This is a genomic window from Streptomyces sp. NPDC003635 (assembly GCF_053587635.1).
In genome coordinates this window covers 1-20,597 of record NZ_JBSFOK010000070.1, presented here as the reverse complement: position 1 = coordinate 20,597, position 20,597 = coordinate 1, and the positions used below count along the sequence as shown (strand labels likewise).

Sequence of the window (20,597 nt, the reverse complement as noted above, 5' to 3'; positions counted from 1 at the left end):
TCACGACATGAGCCCTGAGCGGTCTCAGGCGAGCCCGAGCCCTTCCAGGACGACGGCACCGGGCAGCTCGGCGAAGGCCTTCCCCGGCACCAGCAGCTTGCCGCGCCGGCGGCCACTGCCGACCAGGACGTACGGGAGGTCCACGACCGCGGAGTCCACCAGCACCGGCCAGTCGGCGGGCAGTCCGATCGGGGTGATGCCGCCGTACTCCATGCCGGTCTCGCCGGTCGCGGTGTCCATCGCGGCGAACGAGGCCTTGCGGGCGCCGAGCTGGCGGCGTACCGCGCCGTTGACGTCGACGCGGGCGGTGGAGAGCACGACACAGGCGGCGAGCGTGGTCTCACCGCCGCGCTTGCCGGCCACCACCACGCAGTTCGCCGACTGTTCGAGCAGTTCGCGGCCGTAGTGCTCGACAAAGACGGCGGTGTCGGCCCACTGCGGGTCGGTGTCGACGTAGACGATCTGGTCGGCGGGGACGCTGCCGCTCCAGTCGCGTACGGCGGCGGCGACCGGGGCGGTCAGCTCGTCGAGGCAGTCGGGGGCGGGGGTGGCCTGGTCGAAGTGTCCGATGGGTGCGCGCATGGCCGCACGGTAGCAACCTCGAGACGGACCTCAGCGCACGGGCGGGACGGAGACGACCAGCACCAACTCGGCGGGGACGTCACCGTCGTTGCCGTACATGTGGGCGGCGCTCGCCTCGAAGTAGGCGCTGGCGCCCGCCGGGACGCGGTGCTGCACTCCGTCGACGGTCAGCGTCAGCTCCCCGGCGGTGACATGGAGGAGTTCGACGGTGCCGGTGGGGTGCGGGTCGGAGGCGCTGCTCTCGCCGGGCATCAGCCGCCAGTTCCACATCTCCAGCGGTCCCGGGGCCTCGGTGCCGACGAGGAGGCGGCTGTAGCTGCCGGCGTCGGTGTGCCACAGCCGTACTACCTGGTCGGCCGGGACGACGCGCACCTTCGGTCCCTGCTCGTAGTCGAGGAGGGTGGGGATGCTGACCCCGAGCGCGTCCCCGATCTTCACGACCGTGCCCAGGCTGGGGTTGGTGCGGGCCTGCTCGATCTGGATCAGCATGCCGCGGCTGACCCCGGCGCGGGCGGCGAGCGTGTCCAGGGTGAAACCGCGCTCGGTGCGCCAGCGCTTGACGTTGCGCGCCAGGGACTGGGTCAGCAGTTCGAGGTCCGACACATTCCGTCCAATATCCTGGATGACAGAGTTCATTTTCTTGAACTACGGTGAGGTGCACCCGATCGTTCACCGAACTGTACTGCGAGGCGACCCGTGACAGCATTCTTCGCCCTGGCCACCAGCGTCCTGTGGGGGCTGGCCGACTTCGGCGGAGGACTGCTGAGCAAGCGCACGCCCGCGCTCACCGTGGTGGTGATCTCCCAGTCGATCGCCGTGGCCGTGCTCGGCGCGATCGTGCTGGCGACCGGCGGCTGGAGCGAGGCCGGACCGCAGCTCTGGTTCGCGGTGGGGGCCGGACTGGTGGGCCCGGTGGCCATGCTGGCCTTCTACAAGGCACTGGCCCTGGGCCCGATGGGTGTCGTGTCGCCCTTGGGGTCCCTCGGCGTGGCGGTCCCCGTGGGGGTCGGCCTGGTGCTGGGCGAGCGGCCGGGGCTGATGCAGTTCGCCGGCATCGTGGTGGCCGTGGCGGGGGTCGTCCTGGCGGGCGGGCCGCAGTTCCGGGGTGCGCCGGTGCAGCGGCAGGCGGTCCTGCTCACGCTCGTGGCGGCGTTCGGCTTCGGCGCGGTGATGGCGCTGATCGCCGAGGCCTCCAGCACGATCACCGGGCTGTTCCTGGCCCTGTTCGTGCAGCGGGTCACCAACGTCGCGGCGGGCGGTACGGCCCTGTACCTCTCGGTGCGGCGCGGCTCCGCCGCCCTTCCGGCCGAGGGTTTCCCTTGGCGCGCGCTGCCCGCCCTCGGCTTCGTCGGCCTCGCGGACGTCGCCGCGAACGGCACGTACTCCGTCGCCGCGCAGACCGGACCGGTGACGGTCGCCGCCGTGCTCGCCTCGCTGTACCCGGTCGTGACGGCACTGGCCGCGCGCGGACTGCTCAGGGAACGGCTGCGCGGAATCCAGGCGGCGGGCGCGGGGCTGGCGCTCGCGGGCACCTTGCTCCTGGCCACGGGCTGACTCAGCCCTCCGGCCGCCACCGGCCCTCGCAGGCCTCAGACCACGACCTGCCAGCTCAGACCAACGACCGCCACCGGCCACCTCAGGCCTCCGACCGCCACCGGCCGTCTCGGGCCCCTGACCGCGCACCGCCACCCCAGACCTACGACCGCCACCGGCCGTCTCACGCCCCTGACCGCGAACCGCCACCCCAGACCAACGACCGCCACCGGCCGCCGACTGCCACCGGCCGTCTCACGCCCCTGACCGCGAACCACCACCTCAGGACCAGGACCGCGAGCGGGCAGGTCAGACCTCCGCCCCCTCCTGACGACCGGCCGCCCCAGGCCCGCCCCTCCCCCTGACCACCGACCGCCTCAGTCCGCGCTGCCTTCTGACCCCGGCCGCCTCCTGCCCCGGTCGCCTCAGGCCTCCGTCTCCAGTTGGGCCAGTCGCTCCACCGACTCCTCGTCCAGTTCCGCCAGCGCGGCCAGCTGGTCCGAGGTCACCCCGTCCGGTATCGGCACCGGCGCTGGCGTCCGGAGCGGCGGCTGCCAGCCCTCGGCGGGCGTCCAGCGCCGTACGACCCGGGCGGGCGCGCCCGCCACGACGGCGTGGTCGGGAACCACGCCGCGGACCACGGCACCGGCCGCCACGACGACGTTCCGGCCGATCCGGGCACCCGGCAGGATCACCGCTCCCGTGCCGATCCAGCACCCCGGGCCGATCGACACCGGCTCCATCCGCGGCCACTGCTTGCCGATGGGCTCGTGCGGGTCGTCGTACGAATGGTTCGTCGAGGTGACGTAGACGTACGGCCCGAAGTAGCAGTCGCTGCCGATCGTGACCGTGGTGTCGGCGATGACATGGCTGCCGCGGCCGAGGACCACTCCGTCGCCGATGCGCAGGATCGGCTCGGGGCCGAGGTCGAGGTCGGGCATCAGGCCCGCCGTCAGCGTGACCTGCTCGCCGACGATGCAGTGCGAGCCAAGATGGATCCAGGGCTCCCCGAAGACCGTGCCGAGCGGGAAGGCCAGGCGGGTGGCCTCGCCCATCGAGCCGAAGCGGAACCGGCCGGGGCGCTCGGCGGTGACCGAGCCGGTGCGCTGCACCCAGGCCCAGCTCGCGTGGACGGCGCGCTGCGCCACTCGGCGTCTCCAGGACGAGAACGTGTTCTTGCTCTTCGGCACGCGTTCACCGTACTGAGCGTCCGGTGGCCGCATACGGTCGAGGGGCTGTGATCTTCACCCCAACCGGTGGCGTACGGTGCCGGGTATCACGTGATCAGGAGGCGATGATGATCAAGGGTATTGGCGGGCGGGAGCCGAAGGTCTCGGAGGACGTGTTCGTCGCGCCCACGGCCTCGGTGATCGGGGACGTGACGCTGAGGGAGGGCGCGAGCGTCTGGTACGGGGCCGTGCTCCGGGGGGACGTGGAGCGGATCTCCGTGGGGGCGAGCAGCAACGTGCAGGACAACTGCACGCTGCACGCGGATCCCGGCTTTCCGGTGAGCGTGGGGGAACGTGTTTCCATCGGGCACAACGCGGTCGTGCACGGAGCGACCGTCGAGGACGACTGCCTCGTCGGGATGGGCGCGACGGTGCTGAACGGGGCGGTGATCGGGGCCGGGTCCCTCGTCGCCGCGCAGGCGCTCGTGCCGCAGGGGATGGTCGTACCGCCGGGGTCGCTCGTGGCGGGGGTGCCCGCGAAGGTCCGGCGGGAGCTGTCGGAGGAGGAGCGTCAGGGGATCACGCTGAACGGGACCATGTACGCGGAGCTGGCCGGGGCGCACCGGCAGGAGCACGAGCGCCCCTAGGCCCGGCCGTGTGGTGGGTCACGGCGTCGCGGGCCTGGACTCCCCTCACTCCCCGGCGCCCACCAGTTCCGCCTCGGGCTGCGCCTGCTGTGCCTTCTTCGCCTTGCTCCGCACGATCAGGAACGACGTCAGGCCGATCAGGACCGCGGCCACCAGGCCCAGCCACGAGAAGCGCTTCAGCCAGGACTCGGCGACCACGCCGACGTAGTAGATGACCGCCGTCGTGCCGCCCGCCCAGAGGATGCCGCCGAGGACGTTGGCCGTGAGGAACTTCCAGTACGGCATGTGCAGGACGCCCGCGAGGGGGCCGGCGAAGATGCGGAGGAGGGCGACGAAGCGGCCGAAGAAGACCGCCCACATGCCCCACTTCTGGAAGGAGCGCTCAGCGGTGGCGATGTGCGCCTCGCTGAAGTGCCTGGGGAACTTCCCGCCCAGCCAGGCCAGCAGCGGGCGTCCGCCCTTGCGGCCGATGGCGTAGCCGATGGAGTCGCCGACGATGGCGCCCGTGGTGGCGCAGGCGCCGAGGATGACGGGGTCGATCTCACCGTGCTGGGAGGCGAGCAGCGCGGAGGAGACCAGGATGATCTCGCCGGGCAGCGGGATGCCCAGGCTCTCCAGTCCGATGACCAGGCCCACCAGCAGATAGATGGCGAGCGGGGGCACCGTTTCGAGCCATTCCTGGACGTGCAACGCCGCTTCCTCTCATGTGCTGGGCCTGTTCCCGGCGCGCGCTCGTCCGCGAGCGCGCGCCGGGGCAGCCTACCTGCTCACGGTGACAGGCCGGCGTCCCACAGGTCGCACTGGTGGTCCCGCCGCACGGCCGTGCTCGCAGCGTTGCCGCCCGCCGACGCGGTCCGCAGCGACAGCACCCGCTCCGGGCCGCCCTCCGGCATGGCGGGCTGTCCGTCGGCGCGGGGCACTCCGGTCCGGACGAAGGAGCCCCAGTACTGGACCATCTGCCGGGCCAGCGCCCGCTGCCCGGCGTCGAGCGGGCTCCTCAGGCCGAAGTGCTTGAAGAGGTACTGCACCTCGTTCACATGCGTCGCGCCGAAGTCGAAGTCGGTGCCGAGGTCGCGCAGCGAGGCGAAGGGCGGGGAGGTGCGGTCGGCGAACTCGTACGTGTACACCGGGCCGCGTCCGGCCAGGGTGCCGTCGAGCCGGAGCGCCGGGCAGGCGAACAGCATGTCGCCCAAGGCGGTGCCGTAGGCGATCGTCGGGGAGGGATGCGCGGAGAGGGGGTAGCGGGCGAGGACCTCCGCACCGAAGGCCGCCCGCATCACCGACGGGTACTGCTCCGCCGTGAGCGGTCCCCCCGCCCCGTCGAACCGGCCGAAGGCGAACAGCCGCCCCTCGTCCTGGTTGGCGCCGTTCATCACGGGCACCCCCTTGGCGGCGCCCTTCCCGAACGCGTCCGCCGGCTGCACCGGCAGGAAGGCGCCGCCGGTCACGGGACCCCAGTCGAAGCCGCCCTGCGCGGCGAGGATCTCGGCGGGGGTCTTGCCGCGCAGACACGCCACGCTCGTACAGCCGAGCTTCTCGGCGAATGCGGCGCCCTCGGTCACCGCCGCGCCGTGGCTCCGGGCCGCGCAGTCGTCGTAGGCGCCGCTCTGGATGATCCCGGCGCGGAACAGTCCCCGGGCGGTGGGTGAGGCGAGCTGGGTGCAGACCGAGCGCCCGCCCGCGGACTCGCCCGCGATGGTGACGCGCCCCGGGTCACCGCCGAAGCGGCCGATGTTGGCGCGCACCCAGCGCAGCGCGGCCTGCTGGTCGAGCATGCCGTAGTTGCCGGAGACGCCGTCGCCGGTCTCGTCGTCGAGTCCGACGGTGGCGAGGAAGCCCATCGCGCCGAGCCGGTAGTTGACGGTCACGACGACCGTTCCGGTCTGCCGGGCGAAGGCGTCGGGGACGACGTCCCGCCCCGCCCCGGCGGTGAGCCCGCCGCCGTGGAACCACACCAGCACCGCGCGTCGGCCCGCTCCCTCGGGCACGTACACATTGAGGTCGAGGCAGTCCTCGGTGAGGCTCGGCCGCTCGTAGCCGGGGTCCCAACTCACCCCCTGTACGCACTTGTTGCCGAAGTCCCGGGCGTCCAGCACCCCTTGCCAGGGGCGGACCCGGCTCGGCTCCGTCCAGCGGGCCGCTTCGGCGAAGGGTACGCCGAGGAACTGCCGCCCCTCGGCGGTGGTTTCACCGCGTACCAGGCCCGCCTCGGTACGGACGACCGGATCCGCCGCGGCCTGGGCGGGCGAGGGGGAGGCGACCGCCGCCGCCAGGACCGCCAGCGCGATCAGGGCACGCCGTATCAACGCGTCACCTCCACACTCGTACGCACCCGCAGATCGCCCGCGGACGCCCCTGCCCAGACGGTTCGCCTTCCGGTGCCCAGCACCCATCCGTGGCGGGCCGGATCCCAGGACGACAAGGTGCGCTCCGTGACGCGCACGATGACCTCGCGCCGCTCCCCCGCGCGCAGCCCCAGCCGCCGGTAGCCACCCAACACCCTTACCGCCTCTTCGAGTTCGAGGTCGGGCGAGGGGCCGATGTACACCTGCGGCACCGCGATCCCGGCCCGCCGACCGGTGTTGCGAAGGGTGAAGCGCACGTCGAGGCCGCTGCGGTGCCTGCGTGCCGAGAGGTCCTCGTAGCCGAACGTGGTGTAGGACAGCCCGTGCCCGAAGGGAAACAGCGGGCGTTCTCCCGTGAGGTCGTACCAGCGGTGTCCGGCATGGACGCCCTCGGAGTAGACCTCGGTGCCGTCGACTCCCGGGTAGCGGCGCGGGTCTCCGGCGACCGGGTGGTGGTCGTCGTCGACCGGGAAGGTCTGGGTGAGCCTGCCGCCGGGGTCGCAGTCGCCGAACAGCACGGCGGCGGTGGCGGTCGCGCCCTCCTGGCCGGGGTAGTACATCTGGAGCACGGCCCCGGTGCGGTTCAGCCAGGGCATGGAGGTCGCGGACGAGGTGTTGAGGACGACGGTCAAGCGCGCGTTGGCCGAGGCCACGGCGTCGATCAGATCCTCCTGGTGGCCGGGCAGGGCGATGGTGGTGCGGTCCTGGCCCTCGGTCGCGTCCTCGTAGGCGAACAGGACGACGTGGCGGGCGGCGCGCGCGGCCCGTACGGCCTCGGCGACGTCGTCCGCCCGGGTCGCGCTGGTGATTCTGCGCAGCCGGAACTCCTGGCCGGTGTCCCCGCCCTGCGCGGTGATCTCCAACCGGTGCGCGCCCCGCGCCAGGGTCAGCGCCTTGCGGCGCACGGACAGTCCGTCGGGAGCCGTGGTGACGTAACCGCCCATGAAGTACTCGCCCCACCCCGGCACGAGCGGGAAGAGTTCCTCCCCGTCGAGGAGGACCTTCGGGCGGATGGTCGGGGCGCCGGAGTAGTGGACGACGAAAATCCACTCGTCGTCCGCGTCGACCGTGAGCGTGCCGTCGTAGGACCAGGTCTGCCCCGGTGCGACCCTCAGACCCTCGCTGTCGAGGGCCGGGCTGAGGACCGAGGCGGGGACGGGCTTGCCGAAGACGTCCTCGCCCAGCGCGTGGGTGACGTCGCCGCCGCGGGCCCGGATGGCGTCGAGGGGGCTCGCGGCGCGGTCGGGGACGACATGGGCGCTGCCGCCACCGCTGACGAAGGGCAGGGCGGCGCTCTGCCCGATCACGGCGATACTGCCGTCGGTCAGGGGCAGAGTGGCCCGCTTGTTGCGCAGCAGGGTGGCTCCCGCCTTGGCGACCTCCAGAGCCACGGCCGCACCGGCGCGGGGGTCGCGTTCGGGCCGTGCCGGCGGGCTGCCGTCGAGGAGGCCGAAACGGTCCATCACGGACAGGATCCGGCGTACGGCCCGGTCGACGTACCGCTCGGACACGCTGCCGCCGCGCACGGCCCGCTTCAGCGCCGCGCCGAAGTGGGTGCCGTCCGGCATCTCCAGGTCCAGGCCCGCGGTGAGGGCCTTCCGGGTGCTGTGCGCGGCGAACCAGTCGGTCATCACCAGGCCCTCGAAACCCCACCGGTCGCGCAGGACGTCGGTGAGGAGGGACTTGTCCTCGCAGGCGTAGGTGCCGTTGACCTGGTTGTAGGCGCCCATCACCGCGCCCGTGCCGGCGCCGACGGCGGCCTCGAAACCGCGCAGTTCGACCTCGTGCATCGTCTGCTCGTCGACGCGCACGTCGATGGTGTCGCGATCCTTCTCCTGGTTGTTCAGGGCGAAGTGCTTGACGGTGGCGACGAGGCCCTCGGCCTGGATGCCCTCGATCTCGGCGGCGACGAGGTCGGAGGCGAGCAGCGGGTCCTCGCTGAAGGTCTCGAAGTTGCGCCCGGCGTAAGGGGTGCGGATGAGGTTGACCATCGGGGAGAGCAGGACGTCCTGGCCGAGGGCGCGGCCCTCGTGTCCGATGACCCGGCCGTAGCGGCGGGCCAGTTCGGGGTCGAAGGCCGAGGCCAACAGGACCGGGGCGGGCAGAGCCGTGGCGTGCGCCGTGACGCGAACGCCGGCCGGGCCGTCGGCCAGGCGCAGGGGCGGGATGCCGAGGCGCGGCACTCCGGGGACGTAGCCCGCCTGGCCGAGCGGGGTGGGGTCGGTGGCGCCATGCAGAAGGGAGATCTTCTCATCGAGGGTGAGTTTGCCGAGGAGACTCTCGACGCGCCGGCCGGCGCTCGGATCGGGTCTGCCCTGGGCGTGGGCGCTGGACGGTGGGGCGATGCCACCGGTCGCCGCGGCGGCGACGGCGACGGCGCCGCCCACCAGCCGCAGGGCGGTTCGCCGGGAGACAGTGTCGGTCATGGCAGCCGTCACTCCTTCGGTGTGCGGGCACGACGATGTGAACCGCGGTCGCGCGGCGGCCCCCGGATGCGTTCGCCCTCTGAACGCACTATGCGTCAGTCCGACTTGACACCCCGTGAGAAACGCCACCGGCGCGTCGGAAACGTAGGACCGATGGTGACTCGTGTCAATGACATGAACAAAGAGGGGCCACCCCGGAGGGGGTGGCCCCTCTAGCGTCAGAAGAGAAGCGGATCGGTGACCGTGGCGACCGCCTCCAGCGTCCGGCCGGGCAGGGAGGCGGCCCGGGCCGACGGGTCCGGCCGCGTGGCGGGTTCGGACTCTGTACGACTGTCGACCTGCGCGATCCGTGTCTCGTACGGTTCCTGTTCCCTCGGCGCGGGATCGGGCGCCTCCGCCCGCTTCCTCGTGCCGGTCTCCCCGGGCTCGAGGCGCCAGCGCTGGTCCGCGGAGCCGTCCCGCTCGGCGACGGTCACCTCCTCTCCGTCGCCGGGCGCGACGACCCGCTCCTCGCCGCCGCGGAGCAGGAGTTCGCCGTGGACCGTGAGGTCGTGGCGCACCTCGCCGTCGTGCACGAGGCAGTCGGCGAGTCCGACCGTGCCGTCGCCGGCGTGGGAGTCGAGGCAGAGCGAGGGATCGGCGGAGCTGCGGAGCAGTCCGTCGTTCTGGTACGACCACTGTTGTGATCCGGCGGCCGAGCACCCCGCCAGCACAACCGCCCCGCCGGGTCGGGGCACCCCGTCCCGGAGGCCGAGGCAGAGCCCGGTGCCGAGGTTGCGCAGCCGTCCGTGGCCGAGTTCGACGGAGCGGCTCGCGGAGGCGGCCGAGGTCGCGCCGGCCGTGGACGGCTCGGTCACGGCGCTCGGCGCGCCCCAGGCGGCATGAGGGCCGGGGACACCGTTGTCATCGGACCAGCCTCTGCTGGCCAGCACGGTCGCGAGCAGCGCGAGTGCGGTCAGACCCACGCCCACGGCGACCTTCGCGCGCCCGCGGGCCGGGACGAACTGCCGGGCGGGGGCGGGGCGGTGGCGTCCGCCGCCAGCGCGGGCGGTCGACGCGGTGTGCTCACCGGTGCGCCCCGGGCGGGACTCCAGGTAGCGCCGGGCGCCCCAGCCGAGGACCGTCTCGGCGAGGAGTTCCCCCAGGCCGCCCTCGAAGTGACTGAGCTGTTCGGCGGCGTGCCGGCAGTAGCGGCACTCCGCCAGGTGCCGCTGGACCTCGGGCAGCAGGGAGCCGCCCCGGCGGATCGGCACGTCGAGGAGGCGGTGGTAGTAGCGGCATTCCCGGGTGGGCGCGAGTTCATGATGGGCGCGTACACAGGCGGTACGGAATTGCTCGCGCGCCTGCTCCAGCGCGGCCGAAGCGGTGACGGTGTCGACGCCCAGCAGACCGGCCGGTACGGTTATCGGCTCCGCCTCGACCTCGGTATGCCACAACAGGCATTGCGAAGCACCCGGAAGAGCCCGGAAGGCACGCTCGGCGAGGCGTCGCCTTTCCGGTGTCACCGGCCTCGCCGCGCGCAGTCCGCGGGCCCCGGTCGTTTTGCGCAGTTCCGGCAGTACGACGGAAATTCGCTCGTCGGCCGCCCATTCCTTCACCGTGTCGCGCACAGCCATGAGGAGATGCGGGCGAAGGGCACTGACAGACGGCTTGCCGAGCACCCGCCCGAAGGCGGCAGTGGTCACCATCGAGGCCGAACTCCCGGCCGTGGCCAGGCAGATCACGGCGTACTCGTGCGCGGCCCGCCAGTGCCGCGCCAGCAACAGCGGAAGACCGTCGGCACCGGCGCCGGACGGGCCGAGCCGGGAGAGGAGAGCACGGTCGGAGTCGGCCGGGACCGCTCCGGGGCGCGGCGGGTACGGGGGGCGTGGGGGGTGAGGGGATTGCACTGAGCGATTTACTTCCGCATGAGTTGCGGCACACTCGCTGAGGGGGCGCTCACTTTCGCACAAGCGACTCATGGGAAACAAGGAGTTCGAGTGACTCCCGTCCAGGAAGGAGGAAATGCGGAATAGTTACCGCGGGTATCCGCACCGGCATTCGAACCATCGGTCCGAACCAAGTGCCAAATCGTGTGCGGCGCAGGGCGATTGACGCGCGGAACCTCCAACAAGGTGGAGGAGGACACGGCGACCCGACTCAACGACGCCCAGAGAGGCGACCATCCGCGCAAGGCGGTCCGCCCGACCCGCGACCACCCGGGCCTGGGTCAGGAGTTCACGGCGCGGATCGACGGCGACCTGTGCCTCGCGCCCTGAGCGGCATCAGGGCCCCTAGCGAGGGGCCCTCCGCCCGCCTCAGCTGTTGGGACGCAGGGTCCACACCACCGTCATCTCGGTGGTGACGGCACCGTCCTCGCGCTGGATGGCGACGCTCACCGGGAACTCCGGCCGCTTACCCGCGTCGAGTTCGGCGACGACCTCGTCGATCGGCCGGCCCAGCGTCGCGGTCGCGGTGACCGGACCCAGGGCGATCTTCTTGAACGCGATGTCCGCGGTCACCGGCAGCGGCACGGCCCGCGACAACTGGTCCCCGAAGGCCGCGAGCACGATGGCCCCACTGGCCGACTCGCCCAGCGTGAACATCGCCCCGGCGTGCGGGCCGCCGACGTGGTTGCGGTACTCGCTCTGGTCCGGGAGCACCAGGACGGCCTTCTCCGGAGTGGTCTCCAGGTATTCCAGGTTCAGCGTGCGAACCATCGGCACCGTGGCGGCGAGCAACTCGCCGATCGACATCTGATCTGCGCTCATGGCGGCATGTTACCCACGAGTAGCCTCGCTGGCCAGATTCGCACCATGATCGTCGTACGGATGGCGGCCGCGCACCCGCCGCAGGCTGATTTGCTACGTCCCTGACAAGACCCGGTGACCGAATCGTGTCCCTGGCGCCGCTAGGGTGGCTGCCCATGTGGCCAGGACAGCAGCCGCCCGGGGGCGAGCAGAACCCGCAGCAGCAGAACAACCCCTACCAGCAGCCGGGGTACCAGCAGCCGAATCCGTACCAGCAGCCCGGCTATCAGCAGCCCAACCCCTACGGGCAGCAGCCGCAGTGGGGCGCCCCGACCCAGGCGGGGTCTCCGGCGCCGCAGGGCGGTGGGGGCGGCGGCCGGACCAAGCTGGTCGCGATCGTGGCGGCCACGGCCGTGGTCGTGGCCGCCGGAGTCACCGGGTTCCTGGTGCTGGGCGGCGACGACAAGGACGACAAGGCGGACGGCAAGGCCTCCGCGAGCCCGACCGTGACCAAGTCGGCCGAGCCGACGGCCACGGAGACCGGCGAGTCGCGCGGCAACGACGATCTGGAGCCGACCATCGAGGGCTGGAAGGTCGTCGTCAACACGCGCTTCGGCACGATGTTCGACGTGCCCGCCGACTGGGAGATCGACACCGCCGACACCAGCGTCGGCTTCGAGTGGGAGGAGAAGGACGGCACGCTCGAGCGCACGACCGTGACCGCGCCCGCCTACCTCAAGTCCAAGTGGTGCACGGTCGACTCCGACAAGGACGGCCGCACCGAGGACACCGCCCTCGTCACCGCCGGCACCCGCGGCGAGAACGGCGCCAAGGACCTCGACGAGGCCGCGGAGACCCGCGTGCCGTGGTGGATCTACGGCGGCTACACCCGCCCGGACCGCAAGAGCGTGAAGTACGACAAGCCCAAGGCGTACACCACCGCCTCGGGCATCAAGGGCAGCGTCGCCACCGCGCACTCGGAGAACACCCCGCAGAACGGCAAGTGCGACAGCGACGGCAAGGCGATCACGTTCGCGTTCGAGAACGGCGCGGGCGACTACGTCACCTGGAACCTGTTCGGCGCCACGGGCGTCAAGGACGAGATCCCGGAGGCCACCGTCCAGAAGATCCTGAGCACGGTCCGGCTCACCGAGAGCATGCCGACCGAGTCTTAGCAGCAGGTGGCGGGGCCGAAGATGGCCCGGAATGCATTTGGCAACCCGGCCCCGCCCCGGCGATAGTCGGCAGGTGAAGCCCACCATCCCGCTGCGCCGCCCGACCTGGGCGGGCCGCAACTACTCGCTGCTGACCGCCGCCGCGTTCGTGACCAACCTCGGCAGTCACGGCGCCCTGATCGCCGCCGCGTTCGCGGTGCTCGAGGCGGGCGGCGACGGTGGCGACGTGGGCCTGGTGGCCGCCGCCCGGACACTGCCCCTGGTGCTGTTCCTGCTCATCGGCGGCGCGGTCGCGGACCGGCTGCCCCGGCACCGGGTGATGGTCGCCGCCAACGCCCTGAACTGCGTGTCCCAAGGCGCTTTCGCGGTACTGGTCCTCGCGGGCGAACCCGCCCTGTGGCAGATGATGCTGCTGACCGCGCTCGGGGGCACCGGCCAGGCGTTCTTCTCCCCCGCCGCCGAGGGCATGCTGCTGTCGTCGGTCAGCGGCGAACAGGCGAGCCGTGCCTTCGCCGTCTTTCGGATGGCGATGCAGGGCGCGGCCGTGGGCGGCGCCGCGCTGGGCGGCGCGATGGTCGCCGCGATCGGGCCCGGCTGGGTGCTCGCGGCGGACGCCGTCGCCTTCGCCGTCGCGGGCGCGCTGCGCGCCTTCCTCGACGTGGGCCATATCGCGCCGCGCACTCCGGGCGGCGGTCTGCTCTCCGACCTCCGCGAGGGCTGGCGGGAGTTCACCGGCCGGACCTGGCTGTGGGCCGTCGTCGTGCAGTTCGCCATCGCCAACGCGGTGGTCGGCGCGGCGGACGCGGTCTACGGCCCGCTCGTAGCCCGGGACCACCTGGGCGGCGCCGGACCCTGGGGCCTGGCCCTGGGCTTCTTCGGCGCGGGCACGGTCGCCGGCGCCCTGCTGATGACCCGGTGGAAACCCCGCCGACTGCTCCTCGCCGGCACCCTGTGCGTCTTCCCGCTGGCCCTGCCGTCCGCGGCCCTCGCGATCCCGGTGCCGGTGGCGGTGCTGTGCGCGGTGATGTTCGTCACCGGCGTGACCCTGGAGGTCTTCGGGGTGAGCTGGATGACCGCCCTCCACCAGGAGATACCGGAGGACAAGCTCTCCCGCGTCGCCGCCTACGACTGGTTCGGCTCGGTCGCCCTGATGCCGCTGGCCACCGCCCTCGCGGGCCCGGCGGAGTCGGCGTTCGGGCGGACCCCGGCGCTGTGGGGCTGCTCCGTGCTGATCATCGTGGTCACGGCGGGCGCCCTGTGCGTACCGGACGTACGGAACCTTCGCCGCCGTACCAAGCACGTCACCACGGCCGCCGCGCAGCCCTCAGCCGATGCTGAAAGCCCCGTCCGGGGGCTCGGGTGACGGTACGGCGTCCTCGTCCCGCACCGGACGCGCCCCGCCGATGAACTCCCGCAGCCCCGGCCCGTGTTCGACGCGCGCCGGAAAGGCGTCGGAGGCGGTGAGCCGGGTCAGCGCGGCGAGGTCGACGGGCTCGTGCGAGGCGACGAGCACGGCGTTCCCGAACCGCCGCCCCCGCAAAACCCCCGGCTCCGCGATCAACGCCAGCTCCTCGAAGACGGCCGCGAAGGTGGCGAGTTGGGACCGGAGAAAGGCGAAGGGCGCGGCGTCGGCGAGGTTGGCGAGATAGACGCCGGTGCCACGCAGCACCCGCTCGGCCTCACGGGCGTAGGCGAGGGAGGTCAGATGCGCCGGAACCCGGGAGCCGCCGAACACGTCGGCGACGAGCACGTCGGCGAGATCGCCGGGGGCCTCCTCCAGCCAGGCGCGAGCGTCCCCGGCATGCAGTCGCACGCCCTCGGGAACGGGCATCTGCTCCACGACCAGTTCCAGCAGCGCCCGGTCCGCCTCGACGACGTCCTGCCGTGACCCGGGCCGGGTGGCGGCCACATACCGGGGCAGCGTCAGCGCGCCGCCGCCGAGGTGCAGCACGTCCAGGGCGGCCCCGGGATCGGCCACGACGTCCAGCACGTGCCCGAGCCGCCGTGCGTACTCGAACTCCAGGTGCGTCGGCTCGTCCAGATCGACGTAGGACTGCGGCGCCCCGTCGACGGTCAGCAGCCAGGCGCGTTCCCGGTCGACGTCGGGCATGAGCTTGGCGGTGCCGTGGTCGACGGGCCGACTGACGGGAATGGGTTCGGTCACCTCGCAATTGTCGGTGACGAAAGTGCGGCCGGGGACGCGGGGAACTGCGCGACCGGTTCTCACCGGCCGGCAGTCCCCCACGAACCAGGCGGCGGCCCTCACACCACGGCTGTCACGGTCCCCGCACCCACGGTCCGCCCTCCCTCACGAATGGCGAACCCGAGCCCCGGCTCCAACGGAACCTCCCGCCCCAGCTCGACGGTCATCGTGACCGTGTCCCCAGGACGGGCGACCGCCACCTCACCGAGGTCGACGTCCCCGACCACATCCGCGGTCCGGATGTAGAACTGCGGCCGATAGCCGGTGGACACCGGAGTCGTACGGCCGCCCTCGCGCGTCGACAGCACATAGACCCGCGCCGTGAACCGCCGCCGGGGCGCGACGCTCCCCGGCGCCGCGACCACATGCCCACGCCGGACCGCGTCCCGGGGCACACCCCGGAGCAGCAGCGCCACGTTGTCGCCGGCCTGCGCCTCCTCCATCGGCTTCCCGAAGGTCTCGACACCGGTGACGACGGTCTCCAGACCCGACCCGAGCACCTCGACCCGGTCCCCGACCCGGACGGTCCCCCGCTCCACGGCACCCGTGACGACGGTCCCCCGCCCGGTGATGGTCAGTACGTTCTCGACCGGCAACAGGAACGGCGCGTCCACATACCGCTCCGGCATCGGAACGTAGGTGTCCACCGCGTCCAGCAGCGCCTCGACGGACGCCGTCCACTTGGGGTCCCCTTCCAGGGCCTTCAGCCCCGAGACCCGTACGACGGGCGCGGTGTCACCGCCGTAGCCGTGCGCGGTGAGCAGGTCGCGGACCTCCAGCTCGACGAGCTCGACGAGCTCCTCGTCGGCCGCGTCGGCCTTGTTCAGGGCCACGACCACGTGGTTCACGCCCACCTGGCGGGCGAGGAGCACGTGCTCGGCGGTCTGCGGCATGATCCCGTCGAGCGCGGAGACGACGAGGATGGCTCCGTCGAGCTGCGCGGCGCCGGTGACCATGTTCTTGACGTAGTCGGCGTGGCCGGGCATGTCGACGTGCGCGTAGTGCCGGGTGTCGGTCTCGTACTCGACGTGCGCGATGTTGATGGTGATGCCGCGCGCGGCCTCCTCCGGCGCCCGGTCGATGCGGTCGAACGACACGTACTGGGTGGTGCTGCCGGAGCCGCGCTCGGCGAGGACCTTGGTGATGGCGGCGGTCAGGGTGGTCTTGCCGTGGTCGACATGACCCATCGTGCCGATGTTGAGATGCGGTTTGGTGCGGACGTAGGCCGTCTTGGACATGGCGGTACCTCGAAGCGTCTGAAGTGGCGGTGGGACCCCGGGAACTGGCCGACCCTCCCCCTGCGGGGTCCGCCGGACGATCCGGAGAGGGTCAGCTTCGGGCGCCGTCGACAGCGGCCAGGAAGACGGGGACGGCAGCCTTCGGGGCATCCGCGACCGCGGATGCTGCGAGGACGAAGGCGTGCCGGAACATGACGTCGATCATCGTCGACGCGATGTCCGACGTCGAATGGTTTTCGGTGGTACGGGAGTTCAGCGGGCGTACGTGGTCAGGCGCCGATGTTCTTCAGGGCCTCCCGCACCGACAGCGGCGCGAAGCGTCCGTTCTCCCGCGCGAGGAAGCCCCGTACGGCCTGCGGGTCGGTCTTGGCGTACTCGCGCAGGGCCCACCCGATCGCCTTGCGGACGAAGAAGTCGGGGTGCCCGGACTGGCGCAGGCAGTAGGCGAAGAGGCGTTCGGTGTCGGTGCGTTCCTTGTAGCTCAGCTGGTGGAGCAGGGCCGTGCGGACGATCCAGAGGTCCTCGTCCGCGCTCCAGGCGTCCATGTCCGCGCTGAGCTTCGGGTCGGCGGCGACGAGCGCGCCGACGACGTGCACGGCGAGCAGGTCGACCGTGTCCCACCAGGGGACCGTGGAGACCAGGTGCCGGGCGACGGGCAGGAAGGCGGAGGAGCAGCGTCCGGCGTGCCGGCGCAGATAGTCCACGGCGAAGTAGTGGTACTCGCGCTCGGGCAGCCGCCAGCAGCGCAGGGCGACGGCCCTGCAGTCGGCCTCGTCCGGGCGCGGGGTGCCCCGCAGGACCGTGCGGGACAGGGCGCGGCGCTCGGGGGTGGCGAGGCCCAGGAAGGGCGCCACGTCCCTCATGTACGCCCGCATGGAGACGGCACGCTCCGGGTCGGCCGCGGCGCCGTAGGCGGCGGTGAGTCGGTCCAGCAGGATGTCGGCGAGGGCGCTGTCGGGGACGTCCAGGGTTCTCGCGCCTGTCACGCTCATGAGACGAACCATACGGCGATCACACACATTTGTCGGTTAGTGTCACCGGATGCTCGATGCCACCACCCGCTCTGGCGGCACCGCCGTGGTCTCTCCCCGGGCCGCCACCACGGAGCTAGCCGTCGTCGTACCCGTGAGCTTCGCCGCGCGCTGTTCGAGAGCACTGCTCTCACCGTGGTCGCGGCTGTCCCTCCTGGTCGTCCTGCTCGTCTCGGCCCTGGTCGCGATGCTGCTGTTCGAACCCCAGCGGCTGCTGGCGGACGGCTGGCCACCACAGGTGGGCGGTGCGGCGGCGACCGTGGTGTTCGCGGTGGCCTACGGGCTGTGCACGGTGGCGTTCGTGCCCCGGCCGCTGCTCAATCTCGCGGCGGGCGCGCTGTTCGGCTCCCAGCTGGGGCTCGCCGCCGCGCTGGCGGGGACCGTGCTCGGGGCGGGGCTCTCCTTCGGGCTCGGCCGGATCCTCGGCCAGGAGGCCCTGCGCCCGCTGCTGCGGGGCCGCTGGCTGAAGGCGGCGGACGGGCAGCTCTCCCGGCACGGCTTCCGCTCGATGCTGGCGGTGCGGCTCTTCCCCGGCGTGCCGTTCTGGGCGGCGAACTACTGCGCAGCCGTCTCCCGCATGGGTTACCTGCCGTTCCTGTTCGCGACGGCGCTCGGCTCGATCCCGAACACCGCCGCGTACGTGGTGGCCGGCGCCCGCGCCTCGGCGCCGACCTCCCCCGCCTTCCTGATCGCGCTGGCCTGTATCGCCGTACCCGCGCTGGCGGGCGTGGTGGTGGCCTGGCGCAAGCGGCACCACCTGCGCGGCCGCTGAGCGGTTACACCGACTCCAGGATCATCGCGTTGGCCAGCCCGCCCGCCTCGCACATCGTCTGCAGGCCGTAGCGGGCTCCACGCTCGCGCAGGGCGTGGACGAGGGTGGTCGTCAGCCGGGTCCCGCTCGCGCCCAGCGGATGCCCGAGGGCGATGGCGCCGCCGTTCACGTTGACCTTGGCCAGGTCGGCGCCGGTCTCCTGGCGCCAGGCCAGCACGACGCTGGAGAAGGCCTCGTTGACCTCGAACAGGTCGATGTCGTCCAGGGTGAGCGATGCCCTGCGCAGCACCTTCTCCGTGGCCGGGACGACGCCGGTGAGCATGAGCAGCGGGTCGGAGCCGGTGACGGCGAAGCTGTGCAGCCGGGCGAGCGGGCGCAGGCCGAGCCGGGCCGCGGTCTCGCTCGAGGTGATGAGCACCGCCGAGGCGCCGTCGTTGATGGGGCTCGCGTTGCCCGCGGTGACGTTCCACTCGATCTGCGGGAAGCGCTCGGCGAAGGCGGGGTCGTGGTACGCGGGCTTCAGTCCGGCGAGGATCTCGGTGCTGCTGTTCGGCCGTACGCACTCGTCGCGGGCGACGCCGTCCAGGGGCGCGACCTCGGCGTCGAAGCGGCCGGCCGCCCAGGCCTCGGCGGCCCTGTGGTGCGAGGAGACCGCGAAGGCGTCCATCTGGTCGCGGGTGATCGACCACTTGGCGGCGATGAGTTCGGCGCTGATGCCCTGCGGGACCAGGCCCTCCGGGTAGCGCTCGGCGATGCCGGGACCGAAGGGGTCCTTGCCGGGCGGCACGTTCGACCACATCGGCACCCGGCTCATCGACTCCACTCCGCAGGCCACGACGAGGTCGTAGGCGCCCGCGATGACGCCCTGCGCGGCGAAGTGCACGGCCTGCTGCGAGGAGCCGCACTGACGGTCCACGGTGGTCGCGGGCACCGACTCGGGGAAGCCGGCGGACAGGGCGGCGTAGCGGGTGGTGTTCATGGCCTGCTCGCCGACCTGGTCGACGGTGCCGCCGATGACGTCGTCGATCAGTGCCGGGTCGACGCCGGAGCGCTCGACGAGGGTGCGCAGGGTGTGGGCAAGGAGCTCGACGGGGTGGACGTGGGAGAGGGCGCCCCCGGGCTTGCCCTTGCCTATGGGGGTGCGTACGGCTTCGACGATCACTGCGTCACGCATGTGCGGCCTCCGCGGCTACCGGTGTGCCTACTGGTCAGTAGGAAATCCGAACTCACCATAGCTCGGTGAGTTGGAAAATCAAACCCTCCCCTAGACTTGGCTTCATGCCCGCCCCCAAGGACCCGCGCCCCTGTTCCATCGCCGACGCCCTGGCGCTGGTCGGCGAGAAGTACTCGCTGCTCGTCCTGCGGGAGGTGTGCCTCGGCAACGGCCGCTTCGACCAGCTGGTGCGCAACATCGGCGCCCCGCGCGACATCCTGACCACCCGGCTGCGCCGCCTCGTGGACGCCGGGATCCTGACCAAGCGGGCCTACAGCGAGCGTCCGCAGCGCTTCGAGTACCGCCCGACCCAGGCCGGCCTGGAACTGGAGCCGGTCCTGATGACCCTGATGGCATGGGGCGACCGCCATCTGCGCGGCGACGAGGACCGGCCGATGGTCATCGAGCACTCCTGCGGCCATGAGCTGCTGCCGGTTGTCACCTGCTCGGCGTGCGGCGATCAGGTCCGGCACGAGGACCTCACGGCCCATCCACAGATCGAGGGGTGGACGGTGGCGGGGCCTTCGGCGGTGGCGTGAGCGGCAGGCGTGCGCGCCGTCACGCGTGCGCGCGGCAGAACTCCCGGAGCGCCTCCGTGCACCCCCGCGGATCATCCAGGTTGCTCACGTGCCCCGCTCCGGGCAGTACGACGAGCCGCGCGTCCGGGATCGCCGCGGCGAAGCCCCGGGCCACGCTCAAGGGCGACCGCACGTCGGCCTCGCCCCACAGGAGCAGCGTCGGCACCCCGATCCCCGGCAGGACGTCGTTCAGGTCGGCCTCCGCCATCAGGTGGAGCTGGGCCCCCAGGGTCGCGGGACGCACCTCGCGCTGCATCGCGTCGAACAGCGCCGCGAACTCCTCGGGGGGACCGCCCCCGGCGAACAGCCCCGGCAGCGTCGGGTCGAACCGCTTCCCCGGCGCCGCCGACATCCGCTCGGCGCCCATGACCCGCACCGCCACCTCCTCGGCCGGCAGCGAGCCCTTCCAGCCCGCGTAGGTGTCGACCAGGATCAGCGTCCTGACCAGCTCAGGGCGCCGCCGGTACAGCTCCAGCACCACCGTGCCGCCCCAGGAGAGCCCGGCGACATGGGCGGGGCCCAGGCCCAGCGCCTCGATCACGGCGGCGAGGGCGTCGGCGTAGTCGGCGAGACCGAACCCGGCGGGCACGTCCGACGAGCATCCGGCACCCGGCTCGTCCCAGGCGACGACGGTGAACTCGTCGGCCAGCGCCGCCATCTGCGGCTGCCACATCCGGCCGTCCACACCCGCGCCGTGCACCAGCACCAGGGGCGGCCCCGGACCGTCCCCCACGCGCGCGTAGACGACGTCCACGCCCCTGACCCGCACGGTAGCCATGAATCCAGGCTAGCCACGGGCGGGGGCGGGCGCGTTCCGCGAAACCCCTGTGCCATGGCCGTCGTGGGGGGGGGGGGGCCGGCCCCCCCCCCCCCCGGGGGGCGCCCCCCCCCCCCCCCGGGGGGCCCCCCCCCCCCGGGGTGGGCCGTGCGCGCCCCCACCAACAACACAATGTCGT

Annotated in this window: 20 protein-coding genes; 7 read left to right on the top strand and 13 right to left on the bottom strand. The window is 72.4% G+C overall.

The window, feature by feature from the left end; genetic code table 11:
- Positions 1–24: 24 nt before the first annotated feature.
- Positions 25–582, bottom strand: coding sequence for a YbaK/EbsC family protein (locus tag ACWDRW_RS37570; RefSeq protein WP_451732177.1), 558 nt, complete (start codon positions 580–582; stop codon positions 25–27).
- A gap of 30 nt (positions 583–612) precedes the next feature.
- Positions 613–1,185, bottom strand: a complete 573-nt coding sequence (locus tag ACWDRW_RS37565) for a helix-turn-helix domain-containing protein (RefSeq protein WP_451732174.1) — start codon at positions 1,183–1,185, stop codon at positions 613–615.
- A 93-nt stretch (positions 1,186–1,278) separates the two neighbouring features.
- Here ACWDRW_RS37565 and ACWDRW_RS37560 point away from each other — a divergent pair, with 93 nt between their 5' ends.
- Positions 1,279–2,136 carry an EamA family transporter gene (locus tag ACWDRW_RS37560; RefSeq protein ID WP_451732171.1) on the top strand — a complete coding sequence of 286 codons (858 nt, stop codon included), beginning with the start codon at positions 1,279–1,281 and terminating at the stop codon, positions 2,134–2,136.
- A gap of 404 nt (positions 2,137–2,540) precedes the next feature.
- On the opposite strand, the gene ACWDRW_RS37555 is transcribed toward ACWDRW_RS37560, so the two are convergent.
- Positions 2,541–3,338, bottom strand: coding sequence for an acyltransferase (locus tag ACWDRW_RS37555; protein ID WP_451732168.1), 798 nt, complete (start codon positions 3,336–3,338; stop codon positions 2,541–2,543).
- A gap of 74 nt (positions 3,339–3,412) precedes the next feature.
- On the opposite strand from ACWDRW_RS37555, the gene ACWDRW_RS37550 reads away from it, so the two are divergent.
- Positions 3,413–3,931: a gamma carbonic anhydrase family protein gene (locus ACWDRW_RS37550; protein ID WP_451732165.1), complete on the top strand. Its 519-nt coding sequence runs from the start codon at positions 3,413–3,415 to the stop codon at positions 3,929–3,931.
- Between the two features lie 45 nt (positions 3,932–3,976).
- Here ACWDRW_RS37550 and ACWDRW_RS37545 read toward each other — a convergent pair whose 3' ends face one another.
- The 4 genes from ACWDRW_RS37545 to ACWDRW_RS37530 form a co-directional block, all read right to left on the bottom strand.
- A complete protein-coding gene (locus ACWDRW_RS37545; RefSeq protein ID WP_451732162.1) occupies positions 3,977–4,621 on the bottom strand; it encodes a DedA family protein in 645 nt (214 codons plus the stop codon).
- A gap of 77 nt (positions 4,622–4,698) precedes the next feature.
- Positions 4,699–6,237, bottom strand: a complete 1,539-nt coding sequence (locus tag ACWDRW_RS37540; RefSeq protein ID WP_451732159.1) for a carboxylesterase/lipase family protein — start codon at positions 6,235–6,237, stop codon at positions 4,699–4,701.
- Complete coding sequence (locus ACWDRW_RS37535) at positions 6,234–8,702, bottom strand: beta-glucosidase (protein ID WP_451732156.1); 2,469 nt, start codon at positions 8,700–8,702, stop codon at positions 6,234–6,236. The genes ACWDRW_RS37540 and ACWDRW_RS37535 overlap by 4 nt, the downstream gene beginning before the upstream one ends.
- A gap of 218 nt (positions 8,703–8,920) precedes the next feature.
- Positions 8,921–10,591 (bottom strand): RICIN domain-containing protein, encoded by a 1,671-nt coding sequence (locus ACWDRW_RS37530; protein WP_451732153.1) that lies wholly within the window; start codon positions 10,589–10,591, stop codon positions 8,921–8,923.
- A gap of 201 nt (positions 10,592–10,792) precedes the next feature.
- Here ACWDRW_RS37530 and ACWDRW_RS37525 point away from each other — a divergent pair, with 201 nt between their 5' ends.
- Positions 10,793–10,960 (top strand): hypothetical protein, encoded by a 168-nt coding sequence (locus ACWDRW_RS37525; RefSeq protein WP_451732151.1) that lies wholly within the window; start codon positions 10,793–10,795, stop codon positions 10,958–10,960.
- 39 nt (positions 10,961–10,999) lie between these two features.
- Here the strand turns inward: ACWDRW_RS37525 and ACWDRW_RS37520 are convergent, their stop codons facing one another.
- Entirely contained in the window at positions 11,000–11,437 is a 438-nt protein-coding gene (locus tag ACWDRW_RS37520; protein WP_451732212.1) for a DUF4442 domain-containing protein, read from the bottom strand.
- Between the two features lie 170 nt (positions 11,438–11,607).
- On the opposite strand from ACWDRW_RS37520, the gene ACWDRW_RS37515 reads away from it, so the two are divergent.
- Positions 11,608–12,606, top strand: a complete 999-nt coding sequence (locus ACWDRW_RS37515) for a hypothetical protein (protein ID WP_451732148.1) — start codon at positions 11,608–11,610, stop codon at positions 12,604–12,606.
- 37 nt (positions 12,607–12,643) lie between these two features.
- The gene (locus ACWDRW_RS37510; protein ID WP_451732210.1) at positions 12,644–13,969 is read left to right on the top strand and encodes an MFS transporter; all 1,326 of its coding nucleotides are present in this window, start codon (positions 12,644–12,646) and stop codon (positions 13,967–13,969) included.
- Here ACWDRW_RS37510 and ACWDRW_RS37505 read toward each other — a convergent pair.
- The 3 genes from ACWDRW_RS37505 to ACWDRW_RS37495 form a co-directional block, all read right to left on the bottom strand.
- Positions 13,931–14,770, bottom strand: a complete 840-nt coding sequence (locus ACWDRW_RS37505; protein ID WP_451732145.1) for a spermidine synthase — start codon at positions 14,768–14,770, stop codon at positions 13,931–13,933. The genes ACWDRW_RS37510 and ACWDRW_RS37505 overlap by 39 nt on opposite strands.
- Before the next feature lie 98 nt (positions 14,771–14,868).
- Positions 14,869–16,047 carry an elongation factor Tu gene (tuf, locus tag ACWDRW_RS37500; RefSeq protein WP_451732143.1) on the bottom strand — a complete coding sequence of 393 codons (1,179 nt, stop codon included), beginning with the start codon at positions 16,045–16,047 and terminating at the stop codon, positions 14,869–14,871.
- Positions 16,048–16,316: 269 nt separating this feature from the next.
- Complete coding sequence (locus ACWDRW_RS37495; RefSeq protein WP_451732140.1) at positions 16,317–17,039, bottom strand: DNA alkylation repair protein; 723 nt, start codon at positions 17,037–17,039, stop codon at positions 16,317–16,319.
- A 49-nt stretch (positions 17,040–17,088) separates the two neighbouring features.
- On the opposite strand from ACWDRW_RS37495, the gene ACWDRW_RS37490 reads away from it, so the two are divergent.
- Positions 17,089–17,850 (top strand): TVP38/TMEM64 family protein, encoded by a 762-nt coding sequence (locus tag ACWDRW_RS37490; RefSeq protein WP_451732137.1) that lies wholly within the window; start codon positions 17,089–17,091, stop codon positions 17,848–17,850.
- A gap of 4 nt (positions 17,851–17,854) precedes the next feature.
- Here the strand turns inward: ACWDRW_RS37490 and ACWDRW_RS37485 are convergent, their stop codons facing one another.
- Positions 17,855–19,024, bottom strand: coding sequence for a thiolase family protein (locus ACWDRW_RS37485; protein ID WP_451732134.1), 1,170 nt, complete (start codon positions 19,022–19,024; stop codon positions 17,855–17,857).
- A 104-nt stretch (positions 19,025–19,128) separates the two neighbouring features.
- Here ACWDRW_RS37485 and ACWDRW_RS37480 point away from each other — a divergent pair, with 104 nt between their 5' ends.
- Positions 19,129–19,602, top strand: a complete 474-nt coding sequence (locus ACWDRW_RS37480) for a winged helix-turn-helix transcriptional regulator (protein WP_451732131.1) — start codon at positions 19,129–19,131, stop codon at positions 19,600–19,602.
- Positions 19,603–19,621: 19 nt separating this feature from the next.
- Here ACWDRW_RS37480 and ACWDRW_RS37475 read toward each other — a convergent pair whose 3' ends face one another.
- Positions 19,622–20,419, bottom strand: a complete 798-nt coding sequence (locus ACWDRW_RS37475) for an alpha/beta fold hydrolase (RefSeq protein ID WP_451732129.1) — start codon at positions 20,417–20,419, stop codon at positions 19,622–19,624.
- Positions 20,420–20,597: the final 178 nt, after the last annotated feature.

What these genes read in the sequence shown, in the direction of transcription:
- ACWDRW_RS37570 (WP_451732177.1), bottom strand. Translation starts at nt 582, where the DNA reads ATGCGCGCACCCATCGGACACTTCGACCAGGCCACCCCCGCCCCCGAC.
- ACWDRW_RS37555 (WP_451732168.1), bottom strand. Translation starts at nt 3,338, where the DNA reads ATGCGGCCACCGGACGCTCAGTACGGTGAACGCGTGCCGAAGAGCAAG.
- ACWDRW_RS37550 (WP_451732165.1), top strand. Translation starts at nt 3,413, where the DNA reads ATGATCAAGGGTATTGGCGGGCGGGAGCCGAAGGTCTCGGAGGACGTG.
- ACWDRW_RS37535 (WP_451732156.1), bottom strand. Translation starts at nt 8,702, where the DNA reads ATGACCGACACTGTCTCCCGGCGAACCGCCCTGCGGCTGGTGGGCGGC.
- ACWDRW_RS37520 (WP_451732212.1), bottom strand. Translation starts at nt 11,437, where the DNA reads ATGTCGATCGGCGAGTTGCTCGCCGCCACGGTGCCGATGGTTCGCACG.
- ACWDRW_RS37515 (WP_451732148.1), top strand. Translation starts at nt 11,608, where the DNA reads ATGTGGCCAGGACAGCAGCCGCCCGGGGGCGAGCAGAACCCGCAGCAG.
- tuf (WP_451732143.1), bottom strand. Translation starts at nt 16,047, where the DNA reads ATGTCCAAGACGGCCTACGTCCGCACCAAACCGCATCTCAACATCGGC.
- ACWDRW_RS37495 (WP_451732140.1), bottom strand. Translation starts at nt 17,039, where the DNA reads ATGAGCGTGACAGGCGCGAGAACCCTGGACGTCCCCGACAGCGCCCTC.
- ACWDRW_RS37490 (WP_451732137.1), top strand. Translation starts at nt 17,089, where the DNA reads ATGCTCGATGCCACCACCCGCTCTGGCGGCACCGCCGTGGTCTCTCCC.
- ACWDRW_RS37485 (WP_451732134.1), bottom strand. Translation starts at nt 19,024, where the DNA reads ATGCGTGACGCAGTGATCGTCGAAGCCGTACGCACCCCCATAGGCAAG.
- ACWDRW_RS37480 (WP_451732131.1), top strand. Translation starts at nt 19,129, where the DNA reads ATGCCCGCCCCCAAGGACCCGCGCCCCTGTTCCATCGCCGACGCCCTG.
- ACWDRW_RS37475 (WP_451732129.1), bottom strand. Translation starts at nt 20,419, where the DNA reads ATGGCTACCGTGCGGGTCAGGGGCGTGGACGTCGTCTACGCGCGCGTG.